At 68.6% G+C, this 21,916-nt stretch carries 17 protein-coding genes; 14 read left to right on the top strand and 3 right to left on the bottom strand.

Annotated features, from left to right (window positions below):
• Positions 1-60: 60 nt before the first annotated feature.
• Positions 61-2,211, top strand: coding sequence for a RelA/SpoT family protein (locus tag EV148_RS15145; protein ID WP_241988114.1), 2,151 nt, complete (start codon positions 61-63; stop codon positions 2,209-2,211).
• Between the two features lie 81 nt (positions 2,212-2,292).
• Positions 2,293-2,679, top strand: a complete 387-nt coding sequence (locus EV148_RS15140; RefSeq protein WP_131999689.1) for a RidA family protein — start codon at positions 2,293-2,295, stop codon at positions 2,677-2,679.
• Between the two features lie 11 nt (positions 2,680-2,690).
• Here the strand turns inward: EV148_RS15140 and EV148_RS15135 are convergent, their stop codons facing one another.
• Entirely contained in the window at positions 2,691-3,257 is a 567-nt protein-coding gene (locus EV148_RS15135) for a hypothetical protein (RefSeq protein ID WP_131999688.1), read from the bottom strand.
• Positions 3,258-3,337: 80 nt separating this feature from the next.
• Here EV148_RS15135 and recG point away from each other — a divergent pair, with 80 nt between their 5' ends.
• The 4 genes from recG (at position 3,338) to EV148_RS15115 (ending at position 8,374) form a co-directional block, all read left to right on the top strand.
• Positions 3,338-5,449 (top strand): ATP-dependent DNA helicase RecG, encoded by a 2,112-nt coding sequence (gene recG / locus EV148_RS15130; protein ID WP_131999687.1) that lies wholly within the window; start codon positions 3,338-3,340, stop codon positions 5,447-5,449.
• Between the two features lie 33 nt (positions 5,450-5,482).
• The gene (locus tag EV148_RS15125; protein ID WP_131999686.1) at positions 5,483-6,412 is read left to right on the top strand and encodes a nucleoside hydrolase; all 930 of its coding nucleotides are present in this window, start codon (positions 5,483-5,485) and stop codon (positions 6,410-6,412) included.
• 77 nt (positions 6,413-6,489) lie between these two features.
• On the top strand, positions 6,490-6,732 hold the full coding sequence (locus EV148_RS15120; protein ID WP_131999685.1) for a type B 50S ribosomal protein L31: 243 nt from the start codon (positions 6,490-6,492) through the stop codon (positions 6,730-6,732).
• A gap of 346 nt (positions 6,733-7,078) precedes the next feature.
• The gene (locus EV148_RS15115) at positions 7,079-8,374 is read left to right on the top strand and encodes a citrate synthase (RefSeq protein ID WP_131999684.1); all 1,296 of its coding nucleotides are present in this window, start codon (positions 7,079-7,081) and stop codon (positions 8,372-8,374) included.
• A 120-nt stretch (positions 8,375-8,494) separates the two neighbouring features.
• On the opposite strand, the gene EV148_RS15110 is transcribed toward EV148_RS15115, so the two are convergent.
• Both EV148_RS15110 and EV148_RS15105 read right to left on the bottom strand, forming a co-directional pair.
• Positions 8,495-9,088, bottom strand: coding sequence for a hypothetical protein (locus EV148_RS15110; RefSeq protein ID WP_182518296.1), 594 nt, complete (start codon positions 9,086-9,088; stop codon positions 8,495-8,497).
• Positions 9,089-9,105: 17 nt separating this feature from the next.
• A complete protein-coding gene (locus EV148_RS15105) occupies positions 9,106-11,586 on the bottom strand; it encodes a penicillin-binding protein 1A (RefSeq protein WP_131999682.1) in 2,481 nt (826 codons plus the stop codon).
• A gap of 235 nt (positions 11,587-11,821) precedes the next feature.
• Between EV148_RS15105 and EV148_RS15100 the strand changes: the two genes are divergently transcribed.
• The 8 genes from EV148_RS15100 (at position 11,822) to EV148_RS15065 (ending at position 21,882) form a co-directional block, all read left to right on the top strand.
• On the top strand, positions 11,822-12,880 hold the full coding sequence (locus tag EV148_RS15100) for a pilus assembly protein PilM (RefSeq protein WP_131999681.1): 1,059 nt from the start codon (positions 11,822-11,824) through the stop codon (positions 12,878-12,880).
• A complete protein-coding gene (locus EV148_RS15095; protein ID WP_131999680.1) occupies positions 12,880-13,584 on the top strand; it encodes a PilN domain-containing protein in 705 nt (234 codons plus the stop codon). Before EV148_RS15100 ends, EV148_RS15095 begins: the two co-directional genes overlap by 1 nt.
• The gene (locus EV148_RS15090) at positions 13,581-14,261 is read left to right on the top strand and encodes a type IV pilus inner membrane component PilO (protein WP_131999679.1); all 681 of its coding nucleotides are present in this window, start codon (positions 13,581-13,583) and stop codon (positions 14,259-14,261) included. The genes EV148_RS15095 and EV148_RS15090 overlap by 4 nt, the downstream gene beginning before the upstream one ends.
• 1 nt (position 14,262) lies before the next feature.
• On the top strand, positions 14,263-14,793 hold the full coding sequence (locus EV148_RS15085; RefSeq protein ID WP_131999678.1) for a pilus assembly protein PilP: 531 nt from the start codon (positions 14,263-14,265) through the stop codon (positions 14,791-14,793).
• Positions 14,794-14,816: 23 nt separating this feature from the next.
• A complete protein-coding gene (locus EV148_RS15080; RefSeq protein ID WP_241988113.1) occupies positions 14,817-17,081 on the top strand; it encodes a type IV pilus secretin PilQ in 2,265 nt (754 codons plus the stop codon).
• 80 nt (positions 17,082-17,161) lie between these two features.
• Positions 17,162-19,480 (top strand): hypothetical protein, encoded by a 2,319-nt coding sequence (locus EV148_RS15075; protein ID WP_131999677.1) that lies wholly within the window; start codon positions 17,162-17,164, stop codon positions 19,478-19,480.
• Between the two features lie 116 nt (positions 19,481-19,596).
• The gene (locus EV148_RS15070) at positions 19,597-20,754 is read left to right on the top strand and encodes an EAL domain-containing protein (RefSeq protein ID WP_158287494.1); all 1,158 of its coding nucleotides are present in this window, start codon (positions 19,597-19,599) and stop codon (positions 20,752-20,754) included.
• Positions 20,755-20,895: 141 nt separating this feature from the next.
• Complete coding sequence (locus tag EV148_RS15065) at positions 20,896-21,882, top strand: AAA family ATPase (RefSeq protein ID WP_131999675.1); 987 nt, start codon at positions 20,896-20,898, stop codon at positions 21,880-21,882.
• Positions 21,883-21,916: the final 34 nt, after the last annotated feature.

The raw sequence follows: 21,916 nt of genomic DNA, 5'->3' as shown, positions 1-21,916 counted from the left end.
CAGCCGATCCCACGGGGCAGCCTGACCCGCTGCGCCGGCGCCATGGCCACGACCACGTCCATGCGCGCGAAGGCGCCGGAGGCGAATCGTCCCCCGGCCGACATGCGGGCACTCGAACAGCAACTGGCTGCGTACCTGCCGCCCGAGCAGGTCGAGCGCGTGCGCCGCGCGTACGAAATCGGCGCGCTCGCGCACGCGGGCCAGACGCGGCGCAGCGGCGAGCCCTACATCACCCATCCGGTCGCCGTCGCCGGCATCCTCGCCGAGCTCGGCATGGATGCGGAAACGATCATCGCGGCGATCCTGCACGACACGCTCGAGGACACCGCGCTCACCTCCGAGCAGATCACCGCCGAGTTCGGCCAGCCCGTGATGGCGCTCGTCGACGGCGTCACCAAGCTCGACAAGGTGCGCTTCCGCAGCCGCCAGGAAGCCGCCGCGGAGAGCTTCCGCAAGATGCTGCTCGCGATGGCGCGCGACCTGCGCGTGATCCTCATCAAGCTCGCCGACCGCCTGCACAACATGCGCACGCTCGGCGCGATGGAACCCGATGCGCGCCGGCGCATCGCGCGCGAGACGCTGGAGATCTACGCGCCGATCGCCCAGCGCCTCGGCATGAACCGCTTCAAGGCGGAACTGCAGGACCTCGGCTTCCGCATGTTCCATCCGGACCGCCATCGCGTGATAGCCGAGCGCATCCGCGCCGTGCTCGGCAACCGGCGCGAGGCGATGGCGCGCATCGAGGACGCGGTGCACACGCGCCTCGGCGCCGAGCAGATCGCGCATCGCGTCGTGAGCCGGATCAAATCGCCCTACAGCATCTATTCCAAGATGCGCGCCGAACACAAGTCGTTCACCCAGGTGATGGACGTGTACGGCTTCCGCGTCGTCGTCGACAGCGTCGCGCACTGCTACCAGGCGCTGGGTGCGGTGCACGCGCTGTACAAGCCGCTCGACGGCCGTTTCCGCGATTTCATCGCGATCCCGAAGGCGAACGGCTACCAGTCGCTGCACACCGTGCTGTTCGGGCCGTTCGGCGCGCCGATCGAGATCCAGATCCGCACCGAGGAGATGGACGCCGTCGCCGAGCGCGGTGTCGCCGCGCACTGGGCCTACAAGACCGACGCGGCACCGGCGAACAGCGCGCAGTCGCGCGCGCGCGAATGGCTGTCCAACCTCGTCGACCGGCAGACCGAGATGCCGTCGCCGCTCGAATTCATCGAGAACGTGAAGGTCGACCTGTTCCCCGACGAGGTCTACCTGTTCACGCCGAAGGGGCAGATCCTCGCATTGCCGCGCAACGCGACCGCGCTCGACTTCGCCTACTTCGTGCATACGGACGTCGGCGACCACGCGGTCGCCGCGCGCGTCGACAAGCGCCTGGTGCCGCTGCGCACGCCGCTCGCGAGTGGCCAGACCGTCGAGATCGTCACCGCGCCGTCGGCGGCGCCGAGCCCGCAGTGGCTCGAGTGGGTGGTGTCCGGGCGCGCGCGCACGGCGATCCGCCACCACCTGAAGCGCCTGCAGCACGAGGACGCGGTCGAGTTCGGCCATCGCATGCTCGACCGCGCCTTCAGCGCGCTCGACGCTTCGCTCGAGGCGATCCCGCACGCCGCGCTCGAGCGCTACCTCGGCGAACAGAAATACAAGCGGCTCGAGGAACTGCTCGCCGACATCGCGCTGGGCAACCGCGCCGCCGAGCCGATCGCGCAGGCGCTGCTCGCCGCGCAGGGCGAGCACCCGCACGTCGCGCGCAGCGGCAGCAGCGAGAAGATCCTCATCAATGGCAGCGAACGCGGCGTGCTCAGCTTCGGCAATTGCTGCCACCCGCTGCCCGGCGACGAGATCATGGGTTACCTCTCGGCCGGCAAGGGCATCGTCGTGCACCGGCTCGAATGCCCGAACGTCCCGGAACTGCGCAAGTCGCCCGAACGCTGCATCGAAATCGCCTGGGACACCGCCGTGCAGGGTGACTACAAGGTCGAACTGCGCATCGAGGTCGCGAACCGCCCGGGCGTGCTCGCCCAGGTCGCGGCGGCGATCGCGGAGGCGGGCTCGAACATCGAGAACGTCGAGTACAAGGAACGCGACCTCACCACCGCGACGATGCTGTTCACGATCGAGGTCAAGAACCGCAAGCACCTCGCCGACGTGATGCGCCGCGTGCGCCGCCTGCAGGTCGTCACCTCGGTCAAGCGCCACCCGGTCTGAGCGCCGCGCATGCGGCGCGCGCCCTTGCGCAATGCATGGTGCTCGCGCAAGCTTCCGCGGTTCACCGCAGCCGGAGTCGACATGTCGCGCAGCATCATCCACACCGACCAGGCGCCGAAGGCGATCGGCCCGTATTCGCAGGCCGTGCGCGCCGGCAATACCGTCTATTTGTCCGGGCAGATCCCGCTCGACCCGGCGACCGGCGAACTCGTCGGCGGTGACATCAGCCGGCAGGCGCGGCGCGTGTTCGAGAACCTTTCCGCGGTGTGCGCCGCCGCAGGCGGCTCGCTCGCCGACGTCGTGCGCATCGGCATCTACCTCACCGACCTCGGCGATTTCGCCGCGGTGAATTCGGTCATGGCCGAATACTGCCGCGAGCCGTACCCGGCTCGCTCGACGATCCAGGTGGCGGCGCTGCCGCGCGGCGCGCACGTCGAGGTCGACGCGATCATGGTGCTCGGCGACTGACCACGCGCGCATCAGTGGATGCGCAGGAACAGCAGGCTGATGTAGGCGAGCAGCAGCAGGAACGACGCGGTCGCGACCGCGGCCTGCACGTGCACCCGCGACGACAGGTAGCCGGGCAGCGCGAGCGCGAACCACGCCAGGCGCAGCGCGGTGTCGAGGTCCGGTTGCGGCGCCGCGTGCGCGAGCATCCACTGCTGCAGGAACGTCGCCGGCGGCACCAGCGCGACGATCACGTAGAACGGCTTGCGCTTGGCGATGAACGCGCGGGCGAGGGCTTCGCCGTCGAGGTGCAGGTCGGCCGGCAATACCAGGTACGCGAGCAGGTACAGCAGCACCGGCTGGATCATGAACGTCACGTAGGAGAAGAACGTCCACTCCTGCACGCCGCGCCAGGCGAACGCGATCCACCACACCTGGAGGTTGCCGAGCAGCAGCGTCGCGGTGACCACGAAGATCCACCATGCCGGCGCCAGCGCGCGGCCATCGCGGATCAGGCGCGCGATGCCCGACAGCAGCTGCGTGACGCCGAGGCCGATGAGGATCGACAGCAGTACGGAAATGTATTCGAACTCGTCCACGCCGATCTCCGCCACGGGGAAGCGCGCCGATCCTACACGCGCCCGCGCGGACGCACGATTCGCCTTGCTAACCTAGGCGCATGCCGTCGCGCGCCGCCCGTTCCACCGTCGCCCTCGCCGACAGCGGCCTCGCGCCGCTGACGACGCTGCCCGGCGTCGGGCCCGCGCTCGCCGGAGCGCTCGGCCGGCTCGGGCTCGCGCGCGTGCAGGACCTGTGGTTCCACCTGCCGCTGCGCTACGAGGACCGCACGCGCATCACGCCGATCCGCGAGCTGCGCATCGGCGAGAGCGCGCAGGTCGAGGGCGTCGTCGAGGCAGTCGAGCGCGGTTTCCGCTATCGCCCGCAATTGCGCGTCGCGCTCGTCGACGCATCGCAGGCGACGTTGACCCTGCGCTTCTTCCACTTCAACCGCGCCCAGGCCGAGCAGTTCGCGCCCGGCGCGCGCATCCTCTGCTACGGCGAGGTGCGTTACGGCGCGCACGGCCCGGAGATCGTCCATCCGGAGTACCGGCGCATCGCCGCCGGCATGGTCGCCACCGCGGAGCAGGCGCTGACGCCGGTCTACCCGAGCACCGAAGGCCTTGGCCAGAAGCGCCTCGCCGGCGTGATCGCACGCGCGCTCGAACGCCTGCCCGCCGACGACGTGCTCGAGTTGATTCCGGCCGAGCTGCGTGCGCGGCTCGGCCTCGATTCGCTGCGCGCGTCGTTGCTGCTGCTGCATCACCCGCCGCCCGACGCCGACGTCGCGGCGCTGCTCGGCGGACGCCATCCGGCGCAGCAGCGCCTCGCCTTCGAGGAACTTCTCACCCATCACCTGAGCCTCAAGCGCCTGCGCGCGCAGGTGCGTCGACACGGCGCGCCGCCGCTCGCGGGCGATGGTCGCCTGCGCCGCGCACTGCGCGCGAACCTGCCGTACGCGCTCACGCGCGCGCAGGAGCGCGTCGGCGCCGAGATCGAGCGCGACCTCGCGCGCGCCAAGCCGATGCTGAGGCTCGTGCAAGGCGACGTCGGCTCCGGCAAGACCGTCGTCGCCGCACTCGCCGCGCTCGCCGCCGCCGAAGCGGGCGCGCAGGCGGCCCTCGTCGCACCGACCGAATTGCTCGCCGAGCAGCACTGCAACACGTTCCGCGCCTGGCTGCAGCCGCTCGGCATCGAGCCGGTCTGGCTCGCCGGCAAGGTGACCGGGCGCGCGCGCAGCGCCGCGCTCGCCGCGGTGGCCGAAGGCGCGCCGCTGGTGATCGGCACGCACGCGCTGCTGCAGGAAGGCGTCGCATTCCGCAACCTCGGCCTCGCGATCATCGACGAGCAGCATCGCTTCGGCGTGCACCAGCGCCTCGCGCTGCGCGACAAGGGGCGCGACGGCGACCGCGTGCCGCACCAGCTCGTGCTCACCGCGACGCCGATCCCGCGCACGCTGGCGATGACCGCGTATGCCGACCTCGACGTGTCCGTCATCGACGAACTGCCGCCCGGACGCACGCCGGTGCAGACCGTCGCGATTTCGTCTTCGCGCCGCGGCGAGGTGATCGAGCGGATCCGTGCCGCCTGCGCCGAAGGCCGCCAGGCCTACTGGGTCTGCACGCTGATCGAGGAATCCGAGCAACTCGAGGCGCAGGCCGCCGAGGTCGCGTTCGCCGAGCTGACCGCGGCGCTGCCCGGCTTGCGCATCGGCCTCGTGCACGGCCGGCTGAAGCCGAAGGAGAAGCAGGCAACGATGGACGCGTTCAAGCGCGGCGACACGCGCCTGCTGGTCGCGACGACCGTGATCGAGGTCGGGGTCGACGTGCCGAACGCGAGCCTCATGGTGATCGAGAACGCCGAGCGCCTCGGCCTCGCCCAGCTGCACCAGCTACGCGGGCGCGTCGGCCGCGGCAGCGCGTCGTCGAGCTGCGTGCTGCTGTACCGCACGCCGCTGTCGTCGACCGCGCGCGCGCGGCTCGAAGCCATGCGCGAGACCGCCGACGGCTTCCGCATCGCGGAGAAGGACCTCGAGCTGCGCGGGCCCGGCGAACTGCTCGGCACGCGCCAGACCGGCCAGCTCATGTTCCGCGTCGCCGACCTCGCGCGCGACGCGCACCTGCTGCCGCAGGTGCAGCGCATCGGCGAGGCGATGCTGCGCGACCACGCACCCGCCGCGGAGCGGCTCGTCGCGCGCTGGATCGGCGGCGCCGCGCGCTATGCCGGAGCCTAGCCGACGCCGCGTGCGTGCGGGGATAATGCGTCGATGACGACACTGCTGATCGATACCGACCCGGGCGTCGACGACGCGCTCGCGATCCTCATGGCGCATGCGCACGCGCGCGTCGCGGGCCTGTGCATCGCCGCCGGCAACGTCGGCCTCGCGCACACGGTCGGCAACGCGCTCAAGCTGGTCGAGACGATCGGCGTGGACACGCCCGTGTTCGCCGGTTGCCCGAGTGCGCTCGTGCTGCCGGCGCCGGGCGCCGGGTTCGTCCACGGCGAGGACGGCTTCGGCGACACTGCCTACCTGCCGGCGACGCGTCGCGCCGCCGACGAGCACGCCGCGGCGGCGATCGTGCGGCTCGCACGCGCGCGGCCGGGCGAGCTGACCCTCGTCGCGCTGGCGCCGCTGACCAACCTCGCGCTCGCCCTGCGGCTCGATCCGGACTTGCCCTCGCGCATCGCGCGCCTCGTCGTCATGGGCGGCGCGGTGACCGGCCGCGGCAACATCCACCTCGCCCCGGTCGAGTTCAACATCGGCTTCGACCCCGAGGCCGCGCACGTCGTGTTCTCCGAGTGGCCGCAGTTCGACCTCGTCGACTGGGAAGCGTGCCTGCGCCATGCGATGACGTTCGAGGCGTTCGAACGCATGCTCGATGCCGGCGACGCGCGTGCGCGGTTCTACGCGGCGATTTCGCGCAAGGCGCGCGCATTCAACCGCTCGCGCGGCCGCGGCATGATCGCCGCCGACGCGCTCGCGATGGCGGTCGCGCTGGACCCGTCGATCGTCGTCCAGGCCGAGCGCCATCATGTCGCGATCGAGCTCGCCTCCGGGCTCGGCCGCGGCGCGACCGTGGTCGACTGGCACGACCGGCTCGGCGGCCGGCCGAACGCGAACATCGTGCTGGCGGTGGACCAAGGCCGGTTCGAGGCGCTGGTCGCGACCGCCTTGGGCGCGGCGGGACGGGGCTGAGCCGGCAGCTTGCGCCGGCGCTCGGGAGCGGGCTAAACTACCGCTCTTTTATCGCGGCCGAACCGCGGAGCCAGCCCATGAAAGCCGACATCCATCCGAACTACAAGCCGGTCGTGTTCCAGGACGTCTCGAGCGATTTCGCGTTTCTCACGAAGTCGACGATGACGAGCAAGGAAACGATCAAGTGGGAGGACGGCGAGGAATATCCGCTGATCAAGGTGGAAATCTCCAGCCACTCGCACCCGTTCTTCACGGGCAAGCAGAAAATCGTCGACACCGCCGGTCGCGTCGACAAGTTCCGCCGCCGCTACGCCAAGTAAGGCCGGCAGGCTTTTTACCCCCGGGCCGTCCACGGCTGTACGCCGCCCCGGGGGCCGTTCCATCCGGCGCCAGCCCCGAGACATGCGCCGATCGGGACCGGACATACCTGCATGTGATTTTCCGAACGCCGGCCCCGTGCCGGCGTTCGCGTTCGCGCGCTTCGTCCGCGCTCGCCGTACGACCCTCGTTTACGCCGCGTTTGCCGTGCGCGGCGTACCGTCGCCGGTGCGCCATGCAATAATTGTGCGTTGATCGCGGTCCCTCCGTGATCGCCGAATGCACCCATCGTGCAGGCGTGGCGCCGCACCCGGCCGGCCGCGCCCGCCGTGCCAGAAGGAGCTCCCCGTGTCAGACAGCAAAACCGTCCAGCTCACCGACCCCGCGACGAACAAGGCCACCCAGCTGCCGGTGGTCACCGGTACGCTCGGTGATCCTGCCTTCGACATCGGCAAGCTCAACAAGGAAACCGGCTACTTCACCTTCGATCCGGGTTTCATGTCGACCGCGGCGACGCGCAGCGCGGTCACCTTCATCGACGGCGATGCCGGCGTGCTGCTCTATCGCGGCTATCCGATCGACCAGCTCGCCAAGCAGTCGAACTTCCTCGAAGTCGCCTACCTGCTCATCAACGGCGAGCTGCCGAACGCGGCGCAGAACGCGGCGTTCGAGCACGAGATCACGCATCACACGATGATGCACGAGGCGCTGAAGAACTTCCTGCACGGCTTCCACTACGACGCGCACCCCATGGCGATGCTGTGTGCCTCGATCGCGTCGCTGTCGGCGTTCTACCACGACACGCTCGACCTCAACGATCCGGAGCAGCGCCGCCTCGCCGCGATCCGCCTGATCGCCAAGATGCCGACGATCGCCGCGGCCGCTTACCGCTACTCGATCGGCTGGCCGATCCGCTACCCGCGCAACAACCTAGACTACGTCACGCGCTTCCTGCACATGATGTTCGAGGTGCCGAGCGAGCCGCTCGACCTCAACCCCGTCGCGGCCAAGGCGCTCGACCTGCTGTTCATCCTGCACGCCGATCACGAGCAGAATGCGTCGACCTCGACCGTGCGCCTGGTCGGCTCGACCGGCGCCAACCCGTACGCGTGCGTCGCCGCAGGCATCGCAGCGCTGTGGGGTCCTGCCCATGGCGGCGCGAACGAGGCCGTGCTGAAGATGCTCGGCGAGATCGGCGACGCGAAGAACGTCGGCAAGGCGGTCGAGAAGGCCAAGGACAAGAACTCAGGCTTCCGCCTCATGGGCTTCGGCCATCGCGTCTACAAGAACTTCGATCCGCGCGCGACGATCATCCGCGAGATGTGCCACAGGGTGCTCAAGGACCTCAACGTCAGCGACCCGCTGCTCGACGTCGCGATGGAACTCGAGCAGGCCGCGCTCAAGGATTCCTACTTCGTCGAACGCAAGCTGTATCCGAACGTCGATTTCTACTCGGGCATCATCTACAAGGCGCTGAAGATCCCGACCGAGATGTTCACCGTGATGTTCGCGATCGCGCGCACCGCCGGCTGGGTCGCGCACTGGCTCGAACAGCACAACGACCAGGAAACCAAGATCGGCCGCCCGCGCCAGATCTACACCGGCTCGCCCAAGCGCGACTACGTGGCGATCGGCAAGCGCTGACCGGCAAGCGCCGCGCGCTTCGTGCGCGGCGCGTGCGCGAGCGGGGGAATCGCCGCCGCTCGCGTCCGTCGCGACCCATGCTGCGTCGGAGCGCAGCGCCGGCCTGATCGCCCCGGTGCTTCACGCGTCGGCCAGCAGTGCGTCCAGCATCGCCGCGGTGGCGCGGCGCATCGGTCTTTCGCTGACGCGGTCGAGCGGCGCCTGGCGCAGCAGGTCGTACGGCAGCATGGTGATGTCGATCGGTGTACCGCCCGCGCTGAAGCGCAGCGTCGGATAATCGCGCGCGGTGTCGCGATCGAGGCGGATGCGGCGCGATTCCTCGTCGTACGCGATGCGCCGCTCCTGCAGCAGGGCGATCACGGCGTCCGGCTGGTCGGTGTACAGGTGCAGGCAGACGGCCGAATGCGCGTCGGCGGTGCCTTCGAGTACCGCGCCGACGAGCCGCGGCTCGAAATCCGCGAAGAAGCGCATCGCCTCGCGCGCCGCCTCGCGGCGCTCGCGCAGGATGCGTGGCTGGTCGTCGGCGCGGAACAGGCGCTGGTATTCGCGCAGCGCGTCCTCGATCTCGGCGTTCTTCGGCAGCGAGGTTTCGTCGAAGATGCCGAGGCGCGCCGCGGCCTTCTGCTTCGCCTGCCGGTAGTCGCGCAGTCCCGTTTCGCTGATCAACCGCGCCGCCTCGATGGCGATGCGGCGGCGCGCTTCCTGCGTGCGCATGGCGCCGCGGCCGCCCATCAGAACACGTCGTAGGCTTCGTGCTGCTCGCTGGTTTCGTCGGTCGGCGGCGGCTGCGAAGCGAGGCGTGTCGCGTCCTCGGTCTTCATGACTTCGAGGATCGCACCGGGATCGCCGGCAGCGGCGAGCAGTCCGGTGGCGGCGTCGATGCGCACGCGCGCGATGCCGGGCGGCATGTCGAACGGCTGTTCGGGCACGTCCCTGAGCGCGACGCGCATGAAGTCGATCCAGATGGGCAGCGCGGCCTTGGCGCCGAATTCGCCGCGGCCGAGCGAGCTGAAGTCGTCGAAGCCGACCCAGCAGCTCGCGACGAGCTTGGCGTTGAAGCCGGAGAACCACGCGTCGCGGTGGTCGTTGGTCGTGCCGGTCTTGCCGGCGAGATCGTTGCGCTTGAGCGACATCGCCGCCGAACCCGTGCCGCGACGCACGACGTCGCGCATCAGCGACGTCACGAGGTAGGCGTTGCGCGCGTCGATCGCGCGCGGCGCGCTGTGCGTGGCGCCGTCGCCCGGCGTCGAGGGCGGCGCCGCGTGCGCGTCGCCGAGCGGGTTCAGCGCGCTCGTCGCCGCCGCGCCGTCCGCGACTGGCGTCGCCGGTGCCTGGGCGAGCGCGTGCTCGGGGCAGGTGGTGCACACGACGGCAGGATCGGCGCGGTAGACGATCTTGCCGTCGCGGTCGGCGATCTCGCTGATGTAGTACGGATCGACGAGGTAGCCGCCGTTCGCGAACACCGCGTAGCCGCGCGCCATCGCGATCGGCGCGACCGAGGCCGTGCCGAGCGCCATCGACAGGTTCTCGGGAATCTGCTCCGGCGCGAGGCCGAAGCGCGTGATGTACTCGCGCGCGTAGCGCACGCCGATCGCGTCGAGCAGGCGCACCGACACGAGGTTCACCGACTTGACCAGCGCTTCGCGCAGGCGGATCGGGCCCTGGAACGTGTCGTCGTCGTTCTTCGGCATCCAGACGCCATCCGGCTTGGACGGATCGGGGAACTGCACCGGTGCGTCATTGAGCACGGACGCGGGCGTGAAGCCATGCTCGAACGCGGCCGAGTAGAGGAACGGCTTGAAACCGGAGCCGGGCTGGCGCGCGCTCTGCGTCGCGCGGTTGAACTTGCTGCGCTGGAAGCTGAAGCCGCCGACGAGGCTGCGTACCGCGCCGTCCTGCGGATCGAGCGCGACGAGCGCGGCCTCGGCGACCGGCAGTTGCGTCAGCCGCCAGGCGCCTTCCGCGTCGCGCGCGACGCGCACGATGTCGCCGCGCTTGAGCACGTCCGCGACCGACTTGGGCGCACTGCCGCGGCGGTCCTCGTCGATGCGGGGGCGCGCCCAGGCGACCGCGGGCAGCTCGAGCGAGATGCTCTGGCCGTCGGCGAGGTAGAGCGTCGCACCCTCCCGGTCGGATTCGATGACGAGCGCGGGTGCGAGTCCGCCGACGGGCCGGTATTCGTCCAGCGCCTCGTTCCATGCGTCCTTGCCGGCATCCGCCGGGAGGTCCTTGTGGCCCTCGGCGCCGCGCCATCCGTGGCGCTCGTCGTAGGTCATGAGGCCGTTGCGCAGTGCGCTGTTGGCCGCTTCCTGCAGGGACGCATCGAGCGTGGTGCGGACGCGATAGCCGTCGGTCAGCGCGTTGTTGCCGAGGCGCTCGATCGCCTCCAGGCGCACGAGTTCGGCGAAGTACGGCGCATCGACCTCGACCGGCGCTTCATGCGGCTGGGCCGTGTCGGCCTCGGCCATCGCCGCGTCGTACGCGGCCTGGTCGATGAACCGGTTCTCCAGCATGCGGCCGAGCACGTAGGCGCGCCGCTCGCGCGCGCGCTGCGGCCGGCTGAGCGGGTTGCCGGTGGACGGGAACTTGGGGATCGACGCCAGCATCGCGCATTCGGCGAGGCTGAGCTGGTCGAGCGCCTTGCCGTAATAGAACTCCGCCGCGGCGGCGACGCCGTAGGAGCGATGGCCGAAAAAGCTCTTGTTGAGGTAGAGCTCGAGGATTTCGTCCTTGCTCAGCGCGTTCTCGATGCGGAAGGCGAGGAAGATCTCCGAGAGCTTGCGCGTATAGCTGACTTCCGGGCTGAGGAAGAACATGCGCGCGACCTGCTGCGTGATCGTGCTGCCGCCGGCGACGTGCTTGCTGCCGGTCGTGACGGTGAGCCAGACCGCGCGCGCGATGCCGCCGAGGTCGATGCCGCGATGGCTGTAGAAATCCGCGTCCTCGGCGGCGAGGAAGGCCTGCTTGAGGCGCAGCGGCACGTTTTCGATATGGACCGGCGTGCGCTTGGTCTCGCCGAAGGTCGCGATCAGCTTGCCATCCGCGGTGTCGATGCGCAGCGGCACCTGCAGCCGCACGTCCTTGAGCATGTCGACCGACGGCAGGCGCGGCGCGATGAGCCAATAGGCGGTGCCGAGCGCGAGTCCGCCGAGGAGGACACCGGCCAGCGCCAGATACAGCGCATAGCGCAGCAGGCGGAGAAAGATCGTCATGCGGCGGGACTTGTGATGCCAGTCAAAGTATGTGCGGTAAGTGTCAGAGTATAGAGCGTATGCTGTATCGCCGGACAGGCGTCGGGGCCGGCCGTACTGGGGAAATCTCGGATAAGCCACTGTCTCGCCTCAAGTTTGCCACAGGGCTGGACAGCTGTTGAAAAACCGTTAATCATCGTATTTAATGTAACGGCGCATCTTTCGCTCGTAAGAGCGCGTGGGAAGGGGAAAAAGTGTGGGCCTGTTCACACCCAAAGCGCCGCCACTGATCGGCGTAGACATCAGCTCCACCGCCGTGAAGCTCCTTCAGCTGGGGCAATCGGGCGGCCGTTACCGCGTCGAACACTACGCGGTCGAACCGCTGCCGCCCAACGCGGTCGTCGAAAAGAACATCGTCGAGGTCGAGGCTGTGGGCGAAGCGATTCGCCGCGCCTTCAACCGCTCGGGCGCGCGCACGAAGTTCGCGGCCGCGGCAGTCGCCGGATCGGCGGTCATCACGAAAGTGATCCCGATGCCGGGCGACCTCTCCGACGAGGACATGGAAGCGCAGATCCAGGTCGAGGCGAACCAGTACATCCCTTACCCGATCGAGGAAGTCAGCCTCGACTTCGAGGTGCTCGGCCCGATCAAGGACAACCCGGACATGGTCAATGTCCTGCTCGCGGCCTCGCGCACCGAGAACGTCGACCTGCGCGTCGCCGCGCTCGACCTCGGTGGCCTCGGCGCGAAGGTCATGGACGTGGAAGCGTTCGCGATGGAGAACGCGTTCAGGCTCATCGCCGACCAGCTGTCGGTGCCGAAGGACGCGGTGGTCGCGGTCGTGGACGTCGGCGCGACGATGACGACCCTGATCGTGCTGAAGAACCAGCGCACGATCTATTCGCGCGAACAGGTGTTCGGCGGCAAGCAGCTCACCGACGAGGTGATGCGCCGCTATGGCCTCAGCTACGAGGAGGCCGGCCTCGCCAAGCGCCAGGGAGGCCTGCCCGAGTCGTACGAATCCGAAGTGCTCGAGCCGTTCAAGGAAGCGATGGTCCAGCAGATCAGCCGTCTGCTGCAGTTCTTCTTCGCCGGCAGCGAATACAGCCGCGTCGACCAGGTCGTGCTCGCCGGCGGCTGCGCTTCGATTCCCGGAATCGCCGACATGGTCGAGGAACACCTCGGCGTGCCGTGCATCGTCGCCAATCCGCTCGCGGACATGTCGCTCTCCGGTCGCGTCCAGGCGCAAACGCTCGCCCAGGATGCTCCCGCGCTGATGATTGCCTGCGGGCTCGCGCTCAGGAGCTTCGACTGATGGCCAACATCAACCTCCTGCCCTGGCGAGCCGAGCGGCGCAAGCAGCGCGAGCGCGAGTTCTACATGATGCTCGCGACCGCGGCCGCGGTCGCCGTCGTCGCGTTCCTCGCCGCGATGTCCTGGATGGGGTACCTCATCGACGACCAGGATTCGCGCAACGCGTACCTGCAACAGGAAATCCAGAACCTCGACAAGAAGATCGAGGAGATCCAGGAGCTCGACAAGCGGCGTTCCCAGCTGCTGACGCGCAAGGAGATCATCGAGCAGCTGCAGTCGAACCGCTCGCAGATGGTCCATCTGTTCGACGAGATGGTGAAGACGATCCCCGATGGCGCGCGGCTGAGCACGATGAAGCAGGTCGGCGACCTGCTCACCCTGGAAGGCACGGCCGAATCGAATTCCCGTGTCGCGAGTTACATGCGCAATATCGATGCTTCGCCATGGATGGGGCGTTCGGACCTGCGCAAGATCGAGAACAAGGCGGGTACGAGGGAAGCCGACAAGAAGCTGCCGTACGCCTTCTCCATGGAAGTGAAGCTGCATAAGCCGGAGGCCGGCAACGACGACAAGGACGGCGCCGCCGCAAGCGCTTCCAAGGATGCGCCTCGGGCAGCCGCGGCCAAGCCCGCGACGCCGCCGGCCGCTCCGGCCGACGGCCACCCAGAAACGTCGCCGGCCCAGGTCACGGAGGGCAAGAAATGAGCTTCTTCGACGATCTGCGAAATCTCGACCGCAACAACATCGGCGGCTGGTCGAAGTCGGTCAAGTTCTTCTTCTGCGCGATCATCGTCGTGGTCATCCTGTTCCTCGGCTGGTACTTCAAGATCAGCGCGCAGCAGGAAGAGCTCAAGCAGGCGCAGGACAAGGAGCTTGCGCTGAAGAAGGAGTTCGCCGACAAGCAGGGCAAGGTGGTCAACCTGGAGGCGTACCGCAAGCAGCTCGCCGACATGGAAGAGATGCTGCAGACGATGCTGCGGCAGCTGCCGAGCCGCACCGAGATGCCCGACCTGCTCAACAACATCACGCAGGCCGCGCTGAGCGCCGGCATCGAGACGCAGCTGTTCCAGCCCGGCGCTGAAGTCATGAAGGACTTCTACGCCGAGAAGCCGATCCAGCTGAAGATGCTCGGCACCTACCACCAGTTCGGCACGTTCATCAGCAACGTCGCCTCGCTGCCGCGCGTGGTGATCCTGACGATGCACGACGTTTCGCTCAAGCCGGCCGACCAGAAGGCGGCCGTGGGTGGCACCCTGCTGCTCGAAGGCACGGTCAAGACCTATCGGTACCTGGACGACGAGGAACAGTCGGCCGTGGCGAGGGCGAAGAACCCCAAAGGCGGGGCGCCGGCGAAGGGCGGCCGGAAGGCGGGGGGGGAGTGAGATGAACAAGCACATCGCAATCCCGCTCCGTGTCGCCGCGATCCTCGTCCTCGCAGGGCTGGCCGGCTGCACGCCGAGCGAGAGCCCGCAGGAATGGGTCGCGCGCGAAAAAGCGAAGAAGGGCGCGCCGCTCGCTCCGCTGCCCGTCATCAAGACGTTCGAGGTCTTCCTCTACAAGGACCAGGATCTGCGCGATCCGTTCGGACTGAGTGCGGAGGAACAGGAACAGGCGAACACGTCGGGGCCGCACCCCGACCAGAACCGTCCGCGCGAGCCGCTGGAATCGTTCCCGCTCGACGGGCTCAAGATGTCGGGCACGCTGGGTTCGGCCAAGTCGATCGAAGGGCTCGTGCGTGATCCGGATGGCGTGGTTCATCGCGTCCGCGTCGGCAATTACCTCGGCCAGAACTACGGGCGGATCATCGCGATCAACGAGGACCGCATCGATCTCGTCGAGCTCGTGTCCAACGGCGCCGGCGGCTGGATGGAGCGGCAGGCAACGATTGCCCTGGGCGACACCAAAAAGCAATGACCGATTCATTGGGGACAAATCTCATGACCACGACATTCGCTGCAACCTCGGAGCGCAGGTCCGCCTTCCGCACGGTGCGCTCTCGCCTGCTCGGATTGATGGCCTTGTTCGCCTTCGTGTTCGGCACCGCCGTGCATGCCGAGGGCGTGCTCGAGGACATCTCGTACACGGCTCTGCCCGGCGGCAAGGTCGAGGTCACGCTGAAGTTCGCGGGCGCCGCGGTGGCGCCACAGGTGTTCTCCACCGAGAACCCGCCCAGCATCGCCCTGGATTTCGCCGACACGCGCAACGCGTTCAGCAAGCGGCGACTCGACGTCGGCGCCGGCGCCACCTCGGCGGTATCGGCGATCGAGGCGGCCGGCCGCACGCGCGTCGTGGTCGACCTCTTCCGCAAGGCCGGCTACGACACGCGCGTGAACGGCAACAACGTCGTGCTCTCGATCAACAACGGCGTGATCGGCTCGTCGAGCATCGCGGCATCGGTCGCCAAATCCGATCCGACCAAGGCCGTCTCGGGCAATGCCGACGTCGAGGTCTCCAACATCGATTTCCGCCGCGGCAAGAACGGTGAAGGTCGCGTCGTCGTGACCTTCAGCGGCCCCGGTGCATCGGCCAACCTGCGCCGCGAAGGCGGCAACATCGTCCTCGACCTGCTCAACGTCAAGCTCCCGCCGAGCCAGGCGCAGCACCTCGACGTGCTCGATTTCGCCACCCCCGTGCAGTCGATCGACACGCGCGCCAAGGGCAACGGCGCGCGCATGGACATCGTCGCCAAGCAACCGTACGAACAGCTTGCCTACCAGAGCGGCAACGAATACGTGGTCGAAGTCGCCCCGAAGAAGGACGACGCCAAGCTCAAGGGCAAGAACGCCGAACCCGAATACAGCGGCAGCCGCGTCACGTTCAACTTCCAGGACATCCCGACCCGCTCGGTGCTGCAGCTGATCGCGGACGTGTCGGACCTCAACATCGTCGTCGCTGACAGCGTGCAGGGCAACGTCACGCTGCGCCTCATCAACGTGCCGTGGGACCAGGCGCTCGACATCGTGTTGCAGGCCAAGGGCCTCGACAAGCGCCGTCGTGGCAACGTCATCTGGGTGGCCCCGCAGAAGGAGATCGCCGAGCGCGAAGAAGCGATCGCCGACGCTCGCCTGAAGATGGAAGACAAGGAGCAGCTGGTCACCGACTACATCCCGATCAGCTACGGCAAGGCGAAGGACATCGCCGCGCTGCTGACGAAGGAGACGCAGACCAACACGGCGGGAGGTGGCGGCGGCAGCACGAGTTCGCAGCAGCGCGGCTTCCTCTCGTCGCGCGGCAGCGTGAGCTTCGACGACCGCACGAACACGCTGCTCGTCAGCGACATTCCGTCGAAGATCCAGGAAGTCCGGCAACTCATTGCCGTGCTCGACCGGCCGGTGCAGCAGGTGCTCATCGAGTCGCGCATCGTGATCGCGACCGACAGCTTCGCACGCGAGCTCGGCGTCAAGTTCGGCGTGAGCGGCGGTTACGAAACCAGCAATGGCAACGTGGTCAGCACGTCGGGCTCGGCGACCGCGACGGACCGCATGTCCAACGTGGTGCTCAACAACCGCTTCAACGGCCCGAACCGTGGCCTGCCGAACGTCGCGCCGGGCGTCGTGCCGGCCGGCATCGCGGTGCCCACGCTCAACGACCGCCTCAACGTGAACATGCCGGCGACGAGCCCGGCGGGCAGCTTCGGCCTCGCCATCCTCGGCGCCGACTACCTGCTCGACCTCGAACTTTCCGCCGCGCAGACCGAAGGCCGCAGCGAAGTCGTGTCCAGCCCGCGCGTGATCACCGCGAACCAGCAGGAAGCGGACATCAAGCAGGGCCAGGAAGTCGGTTACGTGACGTTCCAGAACTCGGGCGGCGGCGGTGCGGGCACCGGCACGGCGACCGTGGCCTTCAAGGAAGTCGTGCTCGAACTCAAGGTGACGCCGACGATCACCGCGGACGACCGCGTCGTCCTCAACCTCAACGTGAAGAAGGACAACGTCGCCGGCTTCGTCGACAGCCCCGGTGGCGGCCAGGTGCCGACCCTCGACAAGCGCGAGATCAGCACCGAAGTGCTGGTGGACAATGGCCAGACCGTCGTGCTCGGTGGCGTCTACGAGGTCAGCAAGTCCGAAACGCTGCGGAAGGTGCCGATGCTCGGCGACATCCCGGTGCTCGGCAACCTGTTCAAGAACAAGGGGCGCAACGACAACAAGGCGGAACTCCTCATTTTCGTCACGCCTCGCATCCTCAGCGACAATCTGAAATAGTGCGGCAGATGTAACGATTCCGGCGGATGATTTCGCCGATCATGCTGGCTGCCACGAACTCGCAGGACTGGAGACAACATATGAAATTTTTCGGCAAGACCCTGGGGCTGATGCTCGCCAGCCTCACGCTGGCCAGCTGCGGCGGCGGTGGCGGTGACGGCGGCGCAACCTCGCCGCCGCAGAGCGGCACCATCACGCTGCACGCGACGACGACCACGTTGCCGCTCAATGCCAACCACACCGCGTGGTACCCGGCCTCGCCGTTCTCGACCGAGGTCGACATCATGTGGCGCAACGCCGATGGTTCGGCGGTCTCCGGCCACGACATCAACTGCAGCATCAGCCCGGTCGAAGTCGCCAGCATCCACATCCCCGACGACGCGAGCACGCAGCCGGACGAGTCCGCGGTCGACTGGACCAACATCCAGGTGCATTCCGACACCGGCCACGCGATCTGCTGGGTGTTCTCCAGCGGCCGCGCCGGTACCGCGGTACTCACCGTCGCCGGCGTCGACCCGAACACGAACCGCACGGTGTCCGCGTCGATCACGATCACGGTGACCAGCGGCGTCGGCACGCTGCCGGCGAGCGTCGCGCTCGAGGCGACGCCGGCCGGCGTCTACCTGCCGAGCTCCGGTGGCAACAACACCTCGCAGATCCACGCGCTCGTGCTCGACGCAGGCGGTCAGGCAGTCCCGGACCCGGCCAACGGCAACAGCGGCGTCGACAACCTGCAGGTCGAAATCATCGGCGAAGCCGGCGATGCACGCCTGAGCACCAATTCGGTCGCCGGTGCCGTGTCGGGCACGACGGTGAAGACGCATACGGTGCACGGCGTCGCCACGATCGCCTTCCAGGTCAACGACGGCACGCCGCAGGGCCCGATGCAGATCAAGGCGACCGCCGACCGTTCCGACAACAATGTCACCAACGGCATCCAGGATCCGGTCAGTTTCCCGGTGTCGGTCATCGTCTCTGACGGCAAGCTCTACAGCCTCGAGTTGACCTCGCCGCTGTTCGCGCCGAGCCTGCCGGGCATCACGATCAACACCGTTTCGGGCGACGTGAACCCGGACGACGTGACGCAGATCCCGCCTGATCCGGACGCGACGCTGAGTCTCGTGGTGTCGGCGCTCGGCACCGACCGCCAGGGCAACCCGGTCATCCCGGGCACCGCAATCCGCTTCGGCGCGGTCGACTCGCCGGTCGGCGCGCCGGGCACGCCGAACGACAACCAGTTCCTCATCTCGGGCCTCGACGGCAACCCGCAGGAAGGCGGCGGCACGTTCACCGCGCCGACCGGCCACTTCAACTCGGCCGGCGGTGGCGCGGGCCCGGGCGATGCGCTGATCGTGTTCGGCAAGGCCGTGCAGGGCAACGAAGACCTCGAGAGCGCGGTCACGGTGCAGCGCATCAACAGCGCCACCAGCGCGACGGTGCTGCCGGTGTTCAACAAGAACAACACGACCGGCACGACGGTCGATTCCGGCCCGGTGCTGCCGTACCTGTTCGGCCGTGCCCTGCACGGCAACATCACGGCCAGTGCGACGACCAACGAGATCGGCGTCGCGCATGCGACGTTGAACTACACGGTCAACACGGTGGGTGACTCGGTGGCCGTTTGGGCGCAGGGAGACGGCGTCGATCGCATCACGGGCGCGCCGCGTCGCGTCACCGACGCGGGCACGATGGCCTATCCGGGTGTCGCGCCGGCCTCGATCGTCGCGTTCCCGAATCCGCTGCTCGGCGACACCACCACGTCCGTGACGGTGTGCGTGGCGGATGCGCTCGGCATCCCGCTGCGCGGCGTGCGAATCGGCTTCCAGTTCACGCTGCCGGCCGGCACCGGTTCGATCGACGGCACGGCGGGTGCGGGCTTCTTCGATGACCTGACCGGTACCGACGGCTGCGCGGTCGGCACCGTCGTCACGTCGGGCCTGCCCGTCACCAGCGGCGACGGCAGCAGTGGCCAGGTCGTGTTCACGGGCGCCGGCGCGACCAGCGATCCGGTCGACATCGTCGTGCAGATCTCCGCGCTGCAGGTGAGCCCGAGCTCGGTGCTCATCAACTGTGCCGGCAGCCGCGACGTGCCGATCACGGTCAAGGCCGTCGGTCCCGACGGCAGCGGCCTGCCTGGCGTGGACATCGACGCGGCGTGCAGCGCGAGTGGTGGCGACGGCGCGGCACTCTCGCCGAATCCGACCACCGCCACGACCAACAACGGCGGCACCGCGGGCTTCATCGTCACTGCGACCGGCTTCATCGGCGCAGGCACGCCGCCGGCCGTCGGCACGGGCCAGTGCGTGTTCTCCGCCGCGGGCGACACTTCGCGCAGCGCGACCGTGACCTTCCGCGGGTCGCAGAGCGTGCCGAGCCCGGTGCCGGCGTGCGGACCGTAAGCACGCGGTAACGAGGTCGAAAGAAGGGCCGCAGCAATGCGGCCCTTTTTTTGTGTACGATCGGGCATTGCTTCGACGAAGCGGCCGCGCTGCATCCCAGGGGGGAGGACCGCGCATTGCAGCCTTATAGCGAGCTGTTCAAGGCCGGTGAACTCGTGTTCGCGGAAGGCGACGCGCCCACCTGCGCCTATCTGATCGAGGCCGGCCGTATCGAGATCAGCACGACCCAGCTCGGCGAGCCGCGCCTGCTCGCGGAGCTGGGCCCGGGCATGCTGCTCGGCGAAATGGCCGTGCTCGACGACTCCACCCGCACGGCGAGCGCGCGCGCGCTGACCGATTGCCGCCTGATCCCGATCGACAAGGCGCAATTCGCCGAACGCCTAGCCCATGCCGACCCGGTCGTGCGCGCGCTGCTGATGAGCCAGCTGACGCGGTATCGCTCGGCGCTCGCGCGGCTCACCGGCGAAGCCGACGGCTTCGACGCAGCGCCTACCATGCAACCGGACGACGCGTACGCGCTCGACAAGATCCGCCTCGAGAGCGACTTGCGCGCCGCGCTCGACCGCAAGGAACTCGAAGTGCGCCTGCAGCCGATCGAGGAGATCGTGAGTGGGCGCATCGCCGGCTACGAGGCGCTCGTGCGCTGGCAGCATCCCGAACGCGGCGCCGTCTCGCCGGCCGAGTTCATCCGCCTCGCCGAGGAAACCTCGCTGATCGTGCCGATCGGCGATTACGTGCTCGCGCGCGTCTGCGACATGCTGGTCGAGCTCCGCGAGCGCGGCCGCAAGCCACTGCCGTTCATCGCCGCCAACCTGTCCGGGCGGCAGATCGACGACCCCGGCCTCGTGCAGCGCATCCTCGACCTGCTGCACGCGCGTGACCTGCCGCCCGACAAGCTCAAGCTCGAAGTGACCGAGAGCCTGGTCATGGACCATGCGCGCATCGGCGACCTCATCGCGCATTGCCATTCGGTCGGCATGCCCGTGGCGCTCGACGACTTCGGCACGGGGTACTCGAACCTCGGCCCTTTGCTGACCCTGAACTTCGACCAGATCAAGCTCGACGCCAGCTTCATCAAGGCGCTCGACCGCCCGCGCGGGGTCGCGATGGTCGGCGTCATCGTCGGCATGGCCCGCGCGCTCGACTGCGACCTCGTCGCGGAAGGCGTCGAAACGCGCGAGCAGCGCGAGATCCTGCACCGTCTCGGCTGCCGCTACGCCCAGGGCTGGCTGGTCGGCAAGCCGCTCTCGCTCGGCGACGTGCTGGAGCACTAGCACCGCCGCGGAACGCTCCGCGCATGCCGGTGTAGCGATTCGCTAGCGGTTTCGTGATGCTCCGCGAAAACTATTCGCGCACCGTGTTGTCCGACCCTCCATCATCCCGTGCGATCATCGGGAACCCCGGATTCACAGCCCATGGACATGCCCGAACCCATCACGGCCGCCGCCGCATTCTCCGCCCTGCGGCGTGAACTCGCCGGTTGCATCATCGGCCAGGAGGCGCTCATCGACCGCCTGCTGATCGCCCTGCTTGCCGACGGCCACCTGCTCGTCGAAGGCGCGCCTGGACTCGCCAAGACGACCGCGATCAAGGAACTCGCCGCACGCATCGAGGCCGACTTCCACCGCGTGCAGTTCACCCCCGACCTGTTGCCGGCCGACCTCACCGGCACCGAGATCTACCGGCCGCAGACGACCAGCTTCGAGTTCCAGCGCGGTCCCATTTTCCACAACCTCATCCTCGCCGACGAGGTCAACCGCGCGCCGGCGAAGGTGCAGTCCGCGCTGCTCGAGGCGATGGGCGAGCGCCAGGTCACGGTCGGCCGCGACACCTACGCGCTGCCCGCGTTGTTCCTCGTCATGGCGACGCAGAACCCGATCGAGCAGGAAGGCACCTACCCGCTGCCGGAGGCGCAGCTGGACCGCTTCCTCCTGCATGTGCGCGTCGACTACCCCAAGGCCGCCGCCGAAGCGGCGATCCTGCAGCTCGCGCGCGACCGCGCGCGCGAGGCGCTCGTCGTGACCGCGCCGCCGCTGCGCCGGCTGACCCAGCAGCAGGTGTTCGCCGCGCGCCGCGAAGTGCTCTCGCTGCACCTCGCGCCGCAGCTCGAGACCTACCTCGTGCAGCTCGTGCTCGCCACGCGCGAGCCGGCCGCGTACGGCGCCGAGCTCGCCCGCTACGTCGCCTACGGGGCCAGCCCGCGCGGCACGATCGCGCTCGACCGCTGCGCGCGCGCGCATGCGTGGCTGTCCGGCCGCGACTACGTGACGCCGGAGGACGTGCACGCGATCGCCGCCGACGTGCTGCGCCATCGCGTGCTGCTCAGCTACGAAGCCGAGGCGGAAGGCGTCAGTGCCGAACGCGTCGTATCGATGCTGCTCGAACGCGTGCCGCTGCCCTGAGTCCGTCGCGCAGCGCGACCCGCGTCGCGCTGCC

The organism is Dokdonella fugitiva (assembly GCF_004342425.1).
Lineage (GTDB): Bacteria > Pseudomonadota > Gammaproteobacteria > Xanthomonadales > Rhodanobacteraceae > Dokdonella_A > Dokdonella_A fugitiva.
The sequence above is the reverse complement of the archived record's forward strand: the minus strand, read 5'-3'. Positions and strand labels throughout refer to the sequence as shown.